Below are 8342 nucleotides of genomic sequence, written 5' to 3'. Positions count from 1 at the left end.
GGCTGATGGCTGATGCTTGTGAAATCACATCCCTTGATAACGCCCACCTGAACAACTGCCAAGTACTAGTAGCAGCAACAGGTGATGACAAGGCAAACCTTGTGACATCACTACTTGGTAAGACTGAATATGGCGTGCCTCGAGTTGTTGCCAGAATTAATCATCCAAAGAATGAATGGCTCTTTGATTCATCATGGGGCGTAGATGTTGCAGTGTCCACACCACGCATCATTTCCGCACTTGTTGAAGAGGCAGTAAGTGTGGGCGATGTTGTTCGCTTGTTCTCATTTAGAAAAGGCCAAGCAAACCTTGTCGAACTCACATTGCCAGATGGCTCAGCATGTATTGGAAAGACTGTGGAAGAGATTGAGCTGCCTGAAAACGCAGCAATTGCAGCCATAGTCAGAGATGGTCGTGTGATTACTGCAAAGGCACATGATGTTTTTGCTGCAGGAGATGAATTGCTCTTTGTTGCATCTGCTGACGCCGAGGCTCAGATTAAAGCCTGCTTTATCTCTTAATATACCTTTTGTGCAGGTGGTCCAGCCTTGATGACTAACCACGTTGCATATGCAGTTGCAAAGAATAATGGATATCCCATCGCTAAGTTAACCGTTCCCAGCAGATTGACGTTTCCGCTCCTGTAAATTGGATATTGAACCGCAATTCGCAGAAAGAACATCGCAACCCAAATCCAACTTGCTTTTATATACATTTTCTTCCGAGCAGGATTGTTGCGCCATGTGAGGTTTTCGCCCAACAAAGGACCAAGAACCAGACCAAGGATTGGCCAACCAACAAGATTTGCAATCAAATAAACTGTTCCGTAGCCCAGATTTGTAAGAAGTTTTGGGATGTAAAAATCTGATGCGTTTCCACTGCGATTCGCAAAATATGCGCAGATCAAGACTCCGATAACTCCAGAAACAGAATGCTGGATCGTATCTTTCATGATCAATCTGACTATTGCTAATGTAATCGAGAGTGAAAGAGCTGCCCAGATGGCGGTGTTGACTTCCTTTGTTAAGTTGAAAACAACCAAGAAAACAACCGCTGGCACACCCGAATCAATCAGGCCTTTTTTTCCGCCTAAAGCGTTAACAACTTTGTCACGGTCTTCAGCATGTTGACTCATGATTTACCCGTCGAACCAAAACCACCAGTCCCGCGTCCTGAACCTGGCAATTCTTGCACCTCAACAAACTCTGCACGTTCTACTTTTTGAATTACCAGCTGAGCGATTCGATCACCTTTGTGAAAAGTTATAGCTTCCTTAGAGTCATGGTTAATCATGATGCATTGCAGTTCGCCGCGATATCCAGCATCTACTGTTCCAGGGGCATTGACCATAGTTACACCGTGCTTGATTGCTAATCCAGATCTCGGGTGCACTAATGCAACATAACCATCTGGTAAGGCAATTGCGATACCTGTAGGAACCAAGGCCCGCTCCCCCGGCTGCAGGGTCACATCAACTCGAGTAACAAGGTCTGCGCCAGCATCGCCGCCCTTTGCATAGTTAGGCAGCGGAACTGAAGGGTCCAAACGGGTGATCAGTACCTGCACGTGGCTCATTGCTATGGATTTATCTCAAAAGTTGGGTCAACAAAAGCCATCAATTCTGGAGTCTTCGCCATTTGCTCTAAATACTCTTTAGGTGCGTTATTCATGAAGTGATCCATGGGAACAATTATATAAAGCGCTGCAGCCCTCACCGCTATTTCTCCATCTGGCGAATTAAGTCGACCAATAGCAGAGGTATAAACCTTGCGGTTTACCTGGCCAGTGATCTCTGCAGTGATGTGAAGGGTGCTACCCATTGGCACTGGCTTGATGAAATCTGTTTCTAAACGTCCAGTTACCGCAGGTGCCCGAAGCAACCACATTAATTTTCCAAGCGCTTCATCAAAGGCAAGAGACAAAAGTCCGCCATGAGCTAATCCCGGTGCGCCTTGATGATTTTCTGTGACTGTAAATTCGGCAGAGATATCCAAACCTTCACCTGAATATGCAACTAGGTGTAATCCAGTGGGATGCAATTCACCACAACCAAAGCAATGCCCAAAATGAGAAGGAATTTTTGAACCAGCAGCGGGTGCTTGCGGATGACGTTCTGGAAGAGGTGATCCCTCCGGAGCGGTTGTGCTTGGAATCCTAGCCATATCGCAAGGTTACAGCCTTCATATCCGATACGGTAACTCCCATGCGTTACCGCGAAGTGATACGTGCACCACTCTGGCTTTTGGCCATCATTTACTTCTTCATGCTCACTCTAGTAATTTCCATCTGGTCTGCCCTTGGAGACAACGCTGGGTTAATCGCACTTGCCGCAGTATCTGCCGCAATCGTTTGGCTCTACATTGCGACATCTTTGACTATCGAAGTTGATGAGCAAGAGCTTCGTGTTGGCAAGGCGCATATTCATTTAAGTTTTATAGACCAGTGCGTTGATTTAGATGCTCAAGCAATCCGATTAGCAAGAACCCGCGATGCAGATCCACAAGCTTTCCTTGCGATTAGATTTTGGGCATCTAAGGGAGTCAAGGTTGCAATTAATGACACCCGAGATAAAACGCCATACTGGCTCATTAGTAGTAATCGCGGAGCAGAGTTAATCAAAGCTTTAAAAAACTAAAGACCTAGATTTAGTTGCACTCTTTACAAACAGCTTTAGCACCTTCGCCTTTTGCTAGTTGAGTAATGTGATGGACCAAGAAGCAGCGTGAGCATGTGAACTCATCAACTTGCTTAGGAACAACACGGACAGCTAGCTCTTCGCCTGATAAATCTGCACCAGGTAACTCAAGATTTTCCGCAGCCTCTGCCTCATCAACATCGATCTGACCGGATTGAGCATCAACACGCTTGGCCTTGAGTTCTTCTAGAGACTCCTCATGAAGTTCCTCATCAGTTTTTCTGGGTGTGTCGTAATCTGTTGCCATTGCTCTCACCGCCTTTCAATATGTGCACGTAACTGCTTTCGGGCGCATCATGGCGCATTTAACTGGGTTATGTAGGTTATAACGCGCGGCGTGTCGGTGTTATTCCCCACTTATGCGGGATTTCTCGATTCTTTGAGCCAATCCCCCATTTACTCGGGCGTGAATTGCAGTTCCCCCTGGCAAATACTGCTCCGAAAAGATTTCACCACTTTCGTGAATTGCATGGACGAGATCTCCTCGATCATATGGAATCACAACATTAATCTCTACCGAGGGCCTAGGCAGGGAACTCTCGATTGCATGGAGTAGCCCCTCGATTCCAAATCCTGTGCGGACCGAGAATGCGTAACTATTCGGCTCTTTTCGCAATATCTCCATAATGACTTCAGGATCTGCAATATCAACCTTATTGATTGCGATGATTTCGGGAATATCTTTGCCACCGATTTCATCAATTACTAATCTAACCGCTCGAATTTGTTCAAATGGATCAGGATGTGAACCATCGACGACATGCACAATCAAATCAGATTCAGATACTTCTTCTAGCGTGGACTTGAAGGCATCAATCAACTGATGTGGAAGATGGCGAACAAAGCCAACGGTGTCACTTAAAGTGTAGACACGCCCATCGGCAGTTTCAGATTTACGCACAGTTGGATCTAAAGTGGCAAACAAAGCGTTCTCAACTAATACACCTGCATTTGTTAATTTGTTGAGTAATGAGGATTTGCCTGCATTTGTATATCCAGCAATTGCAACAGAGGGAATATTAAAGCGACGGCGCTCTTGTCGCTTTGTATCTCTGGAAACTTTCATTTCCGCAATCTCGCGTCGAAGTTTTGCCATCTTGTCACGGATGCGACGTCTATCTGTTTCAATCTTGGTTTCACCTGGTCCACGTCCACCAATACCCGCACCACCTGCTGCGCGACCACCCACCTGTCGGGACAGTGAATCTCCCCAACCACGAAGACGTGGCAACAAATATGCGATCTGAGCAAGTTCAACTTGCGCCTTACCTTCTTTGCTTTTTGCGTGCTGGGCGAAAATATCTAAGATCAAAGCCGTGCGATCAACAACCTTAACCTTCAACTTATCTTCTAGTTGGCGCAGTTGAGAAGGAGAAAGCTCTCCATCACAAACAACAGTGTCAGCACCTGTTGACTGAACAACTTGCTTTAGTTCTATGACTTTTCCTGAACCGATATAAGTGGCGGGATCTGGTTTATCTCGACGCTGAATGAGTCCTTCTAAAACTTCAGATCCAGCTGTCTCTGCTAATGCTTTTAGCTCTGCCAGTGAATTTTCAGCATCTTTGATCGTTCCTTCAGTCCACACGCCAACTAACACCACACGTTCTAGTTGTAGTTGACGATATTCAGCCTCAGAAATATCTTGGAGCTCTGTTGAGAAACCCTTAACTCGGCGAAGCGCATGGCGCTCTTCTAACTCTTGAGATTGATCGCCTAGATCATCTTCTTCGCTGGCATCATATTCGGCAGCGACTCGGGCGCTTTCGCGTAGTAATGACTCGAATTCGTCATCAAAATCCTTACTCAACCAAGAACCTCGAGATATCAACATCACGAATCAACACAGCTGGTCCAGTGAGGGTGGCATTTGAATGACCATCGATTGAAACTTCTAATCTGCCGCCAGGTGGTGTGATAATCCAGGTTGCGGGCAGCTTGGCATTTGTATGCAGTGTTGCAGCAAGTGCAACGGCGCAGGTGCCCGTTCCACATGATCGAGTTTCACCTGAACCACGTTCAAACACTCTCATTGCAATTGTGTTGCCTTCAAGAATCTTCACAAATTCAACGTTCACACCTTCTGGATATGAATCCAGGGGACGCACTACCGGTGCAATATCAAGAGCGCCCACCTCAGACATATCATCGACAAATACCACGGCGTGAGGATTGCCAACACTGATGTTATAGCCATTCCAAATGCGCCCATTTGTAGCTGCCGTAATTGCTTCGCCTTCATCGGTTACTTGCCCCATGTTGACTGAAATGTCATCTTTCAGTGGAACGCGCAAATGCTTGATCCCATCACGTGTGTTGATGGCAAAAATTCCTTCAGGCTGATGGCCTCTTTCAACGAGATATCTAGCCATTACCCGAATCCCATTACCGCACATTTCAGCGAGTGATCCATCGGAATTTCTATAATCCATGAACCATTTAGCATCCCGTTTAACAATGCGGATTAATCCATCCGCACCGATGCCGGTTTCGCGATTACATATCGCCGCAGTTTGAGCAGTCGTTATCGAATTCTCATCCGTTGGATCAAATACAAGGACGAAATCATTCTCTGTACCGTGGCCATATGTTGCAATCATTGTTGTTAGTTTATCGATTCGAGAATGCACTGGAGAGCATTTTGTGAGGGAGAGATCCAGGTAATGCGCTCATCGCGAGAGAACCACGTCTCTTGTCGCCGCGCGTATTGTCTTGTCGCCCGTTTGGTCTCTTCTTTTGCCTCTTCTTCAGTCACTTTTCCTTCAATCTGAGCAATTACTTGGGCATATCCCAGGGCACGTTGGGCGGTAACACCTTTAGTAATTCCTGCAACCATCAATTTTTCTACTTCAGCAACTAAGCCTTGTTCCCACATTCGATCCACACGATTTGAAATTCGCTCGGAAAGTAAATCCCTGTCCATTACCAGTCCGAATTGTTGAGCATGTGGGTAGCGAGAGCTCTCTTCTCGTGGCAAGTTTGCAGTAAATGGCTTCCCTGTAATCTTGATTACCTCAAGTGCGCGAATCACGCGACGTGAATTCGCCTTATCAATGGCAAGGGCAGCAGCAGGATCTAGTTTCTCTAATCTTTCAAAAAGTGGGCCAATACCTTGTGTGGCAAACTCCAGCTCTAATGCGGCGCGAACAACTGGATCAGTGTCCGGAAAATTGAGCTCATCCAAAATTGCCTTGATATAGAGGCCTGTCCCCCCAACAATGATGACATTCTTGCCACGACCATGTATTTCCGAAATCGCAGCCCTAGCATTTTCTTGATACCAAGCGACATTGGCATCTTGGGTGACATCTAATAGATCCATCAAATGATGGGTAACACCCTTGCGCTCTTCCATTGTGATTTTTGCAGTTCCAATATCCATGCCTTTATACAGTTGCATTGAATCAGCATTAATGATTTCTGCATCTATTTCATGAGCCAGAGTTACCGCTAAATCACTTTTGCCGGTGGCTGTTGCACCACAGATGACAATCAACTTCATCGCTTGACCGTTGGTATTCCCAGCATTGTTGTAGCAGGTCCAGGTTGTGCGATCCGTGCAGCATGAGCTTCTGCCCCTCGTGTCTGACGAACTGAGAGAGGGTCTCCAATTAAGTAGTGAGCTGATGCATCTGTGATTGTTACCGTTACCTCATCACCAGGGCGCGCAACAAACTTATTGTCAAAATGCACTAATCGGAAATCTTCGCTTCGACCCGTTAACCGTGACTGAGCTTCATCACGGCGACCTTCATAATCTCCCACCAAAATTTTATGCTGGCTACCAATAGATTCTTGATTAACTGACAACGAGATCGCCTGCTGGTGATTATGCAAGCGTGTATATCGATCTGCAACGACATCCGCTTCGATCTGGTCGGGCATAGTGGCAGCAGGTGTGCCAGGGCGCTTTGAATATTGATAAGTGTATGCGGCGGTAAATCGCGCAGTGGTGCAAAGATCTAATGTTGCTTGGAAATCCTCTTCCGTCTCACCTGGGAAGCCAACGATAATGTCAGTTGTTATTGCCGCATGCGGAATAGCGTTACGAACTCGATCTAAAATTCCTAAGTAGCGATCAGATCTGTATGAACGGCGCATCTGCTGCAAAACGCGATCTGATCCTGATTGAAGTGGCATATGCAGATGTGGCATCACATTTGGAGTCTGTGCCATTGCATCGATTACATCATCGGTGAAATCTCTAGGATGAGGAGACATGAAGCGAACTCGCTCCAACCCCTCTATCTGGCCGCATTCGCGCAATAAATTGGCAAAGGCGTGGCGGTCTCCAAAATCAACCCCGTATGCATTCACATTTTGTCCAAGCAGAGTTACTTCAATAACCCCTTGATCTACCAAGGTCTTCACTTCAGTCAAGATATCTGCTGCGGTGCGATCCTTTTCAATTCCACGTAGCGTGGGAACGATGCAAAATGTACAAGTGTTATTGCAGCCAACTGAAACTGATACCCATGATGAAAACGCAGAAAGGCGACGTGCTGGCAAGGTTGAAGGGAAATGTTCTAGAGCTTCTAAAATTTCGATCTGGGACTCTTCTTCAATGCGTGCGCGCTCGAGTAAGACTGGCAAAGAACCAACATTGTGAGTACCAAAAACAACATCAACATAAGGAGCTTTCTTGATAATCGTCGCCTGATCCTTTTGTGCAAGGCATCCACCAACAGCGATCTGCATATTGGGATTCAATTTTTTGATTGGAGCTAGGAAACTTAAATTTCCATACAATTTGTTGTCAGCATTTTCTCGCACCGCGCAGGTGTTAAAAACAACAATGTCTGCTTGTTCTCCCTGCACGACAGGTATATAGCCCGCCTCATCCAATAACCCTGCGATTCTCTCGGAGTCATGGACATTCATCTGACAGCCGTAGGTTTCGACTGTGTAGGTGCGGGTCATAGAGAAGAAATTGAATACTCTAAAGTCGAACGATCAACCACGAGCATTTGGTGGTTATCTAAATGATTCCAGTCAGTATTTCCCCAGCCAGTTGAAGCAACAATCATGTCACTGCCGCGCTTTGTAAAACGAAGTTCGTAATGATCCTCAGCGCTCCACTCGGACTTGTTTGCTTCATTGAACTCACAAACAGCAATCAAAGTATCCGGTGTTTGCACCATGATGTTCAGGGCGGTGTAGTCCGCGATGCTACGGATCATATTGACAATCGAACGGACGCCTTCTACTAATCCATGCTCATCAACTTGAGAGAGCAAGGCATAGAAGAAACGCTCACTATCAGTAGTGCCCTGAAGAAATCCTTTGTACTTATCTGCAATGAACTGTTCTGCCGTGTTTCCAGGTCGGATGGTGCCGTTGTGCATGAAAGTTGTAGTCCCATAAGTAAAGGGATGGTTGTTATCAATATTGACAGTTATTCCCTTTGAAGCAAGACGCAAGTGAAGAAGTGCCCCATCAGTTAGTACTTCAGAGCTCGCACGAGAGAGCGCCTCAGATTCACGAGCAGGAATTACATCTTTCAGAATCTCACCATCGTGGGCATAACCCCATCCATCTTTATGCTCTGATGACATAGCGACAAACTTGTCGAACTCAGTACCTACGACGTCGTAAAAACTTTTACGTTCCAGCGATGAAAAGGCTAGCAATCTGCACATGGTGGCAA

The 8342-nt window shown here is 46.2% G+C and carries 11 protein-coding genes; 2 read left to right on the top strand and 9 right to left on the bottom strand.

Annotated elements, in window-relative coordinates:
* Nucleotides 1-521: potassium channel family protein (locus tag AC9UH7_RS02920; protein ID WP_509594817.1), on the top strand; the 521-nt coding region annotated here is incomplete at its 5' end.
* Here AC9UH7_RS02920 and AC9UH7_RS02915 read toward each other — a convergent pair.
* From AC9UH7_RS02915 to AC9UH7_RS02905, 3 genes are read right to left on the bottom strand one after another with little or no spacing between them, the layout of a single operon-like run.
* Nucleotides 518-1135, bottom strand: coding sequence for a DUF3159 domain-containing protein (locus tag AC9UH7_RS02915; protein ID WP_509594814.1), 618 nt, complete (start codon nucleotides 1133-1135; stop codon nucleotides 518-520). The two genes, AC9UH7_RS02920 and AC9UH7_RS02915, sit on opposite strands and share 4 nt — an antisense overlap.
* Complete coding sequence (gene dut / locus AC9UH7_RS02910) at nucleotides 1132-1575, bottom strand: dUTP diphosphatase (RefSeq protein ID WP_509594811.1); 444 nt, start codon at nucleotides 1573-1575, stop codon at nucleotides 1132-1134. The genes AC9UH7_RS02915 and dut overlap by 4 nt, the downstream gene beginning before the upstream one ends.
* A gap of 2 nt (nucleotides 1576-1577) precedes the next feature.
* Nucleotides 1578-2162, bottom strand: a complete 585-nt coding sequence (locus tag AC9UH7_RS02905; RefSeq protein WP_509594808.1) for a PaaI family thioesterase — start codon at nucleotides 2160-2162, stop codon at nucleotides 1578-1580.
* Nucleotides 2163-2203: 41 nt separating this feature from the next.
* Between AC9UH7_RS02905 and AC9UH7_RS02900 the strand changes: the two genes are divergently transcribed.
* Nucleotides 2204-2635 (top strand): DUF3093 domain-containing protein, encoded by a 432-nt coding sequence (locus tag AC9UH7_RS02900; RefSeq protein WP_509594805.1) that lies wholly within the window; start codon nucleotides 2204-2206, stop codon nucleotides 2633-2635.
* A gap of 10 nt (nucleotides 2636-2645) precedes the next feature.
* On the opposite strand, the gene AC9UH7_RS02895 is transcribed toward AC9UH7_RS02900, so the two are convergent.
* The 6 genes from AC9UH7_RS02895 to AC9UH7_RS02870 form a co-directional block, all read right to left on the bottom strand.
* Nucleotides 2646-2942, bottom strand: a complete 297-nt coding sequence (locus tag AC9UH7_RS02895; protein ID WP_029168537.1) for a DUF4193 domain-containing protein — start codon at nucleotides 2940-2942, stop codon at nucleotides 2646-2648.
* A 99-nt stretch (nucleotides 2943-3041) separates the two neighbouring features.
* The gene (gene hflX, locus AC9UH7_RS02890; protein WP_509594801.1) at nucleotides 3042-4505 is read right to left on the bottom strand and encodes a GTPase HflX; all 1464 of its coding nucleotides are present in this window, start codon (nucleotides 4503-4505) and stop codon (nucleotides 3042-3044) included.
* Nucleotides 4498-5295, bottom strand: a complete 798-nt coding sequence (gene dapF, locus AC9UH7_RS02885) for a diaminopimelate epimerase (protein WP_509594798.1) — start codon at nucleotides 5293-5295, stop codon at nucleotides 4498-4500. The genes hflX and dapF overlap by 8 nt, the downstream gene beginning before the upstream one ends.
* A gap of 5 nt (nucleotides 5296-5300) precedes the next feature.
* Nucleotides 5301-6197: a tRNA (adenosine(37)-N6)-dimethylallyltransferase MiaA gene (gene miaA, locus AC9UH7_RS02880; protein ID WP_509594796.1), complete on the bottom strand. Its 897-nt coding sequence runs from the start codon at nucleotides 6195-6197 to the stop codon at nucleotides 5301-5303.
* Nucleotides 6194-7615: a tRNA (N6-isopentenyl adenosine(37)-C2)-methylthiotransferase MiaB gene (gene miaB / locus AC9UH7_RS02875; RefSeq protein ID WP_509594793.1), complete on the bottom strand. Its 1422-nt coding sequence runs from the start codon at nucleotides 7613-7615 to the stop codon at nucleotides 6194-6196. Before miaB ends, miaA begins: the two co-directional genes overlap by 4 nt.
* A complete protein-coding gene (locus AC9UH7_RS02870) occupies nucleotides 7612-8334 on the bottom strand; it encodes a class II glutamine amidotransferase (protein ID WP_509594791.1) in 723 nt (240 codons plus the stop codon). The genes miaB and AC9UH7_RS02870 overlap by 4 nt, the downstream gene beginning before the upstream one ends.
* Nucleotides 8335-8342 lie beyond the last annotated feature (8 nt).

Origin of the sequence: Candidatus Planktophila sp. (assembly GCF_044348745.1) — a bacterium.
In the GTDB taxonomy this organism is placed as follows: domain Bacteria; phylum Actinomycetota; class Actinomycetes; order Nanopelagicales; family Nanopelagicaceae; genus Planktophila.
Note: the sequence above shows the minus strand (reverse complement) of the source record. Positions and strands in the feature narration are given on the sequence as shown.

What these genes read in the sequence shown, in the direction of transcription:
- AC9UH7_RS02915 (WP_509594814.1), bottom strand. Translation starts at nt 1,135, where the DNA reads ATGAGTCAACATGCTGAAGACCGTGACAAAGTTGTTAACGCTTTAGGC.
- dut (WP_509594811.1), bottom strand. Translation starts at nt 1,575, where the DNA reads ATGAGCCACGTGCAGGTACTGATCACCCGTTTGGACCCTTCAGTTCCG.
- AC9UH7_RS02905 (WP_509594808.1), bottom strand. Translation starts at nt 2,162, where the DNA reads ATGGCTAGGATTCCAAGCACAACCGCTCCGGAGGGATCACCTCTTCCA.
- AC9UH7_RS02900 (WP_509594805.1), top strand. Translation starts at nt 2,204, where the DNA reads ATGCGTTACCGCGAAGTGATACGTGCACCACTCTGGCTTTTGGCCATC.
- AC9UH7_RS02895 (WP_029168537.1), bottom strand. Translation starts at nt 2,942, where the DNA reads ATGGCAACAGATTACGACACACCCAGAAAAACTGATGAGGAACTTCAT.
- dapF (WP_509594798.1), bottom strand. Translation starts at nt 5,295, where the DNA reads ATGATTGCAACATATGGCCACGGTACAGAGAATGATTTCGTCCTTGTA.
- miaA (WP_509594796.1), bottom strand. Translation starts at nt 6,197, where the DNA reads ATGAAGTTGATTGTCATCTGTGGTGCAACAGCCACCGGCAAAAGTGAT.
- miaB (WP_509594793.1), bottom strand. Translation starts at nt 7,615, where the DNA reads ATGACCCGCACCTACACAGTCGAAACCTACGGCTGTCAGATGAATGTC.
- AC9UH7_RS02870 (WP_509594791.1), bottom strand. Translation starts at nt 8,334, where the DNA reads ATGTGCAGATTGCTAGCCTTTTCATCGCTGGAACGTAAAAGTTTTTAC.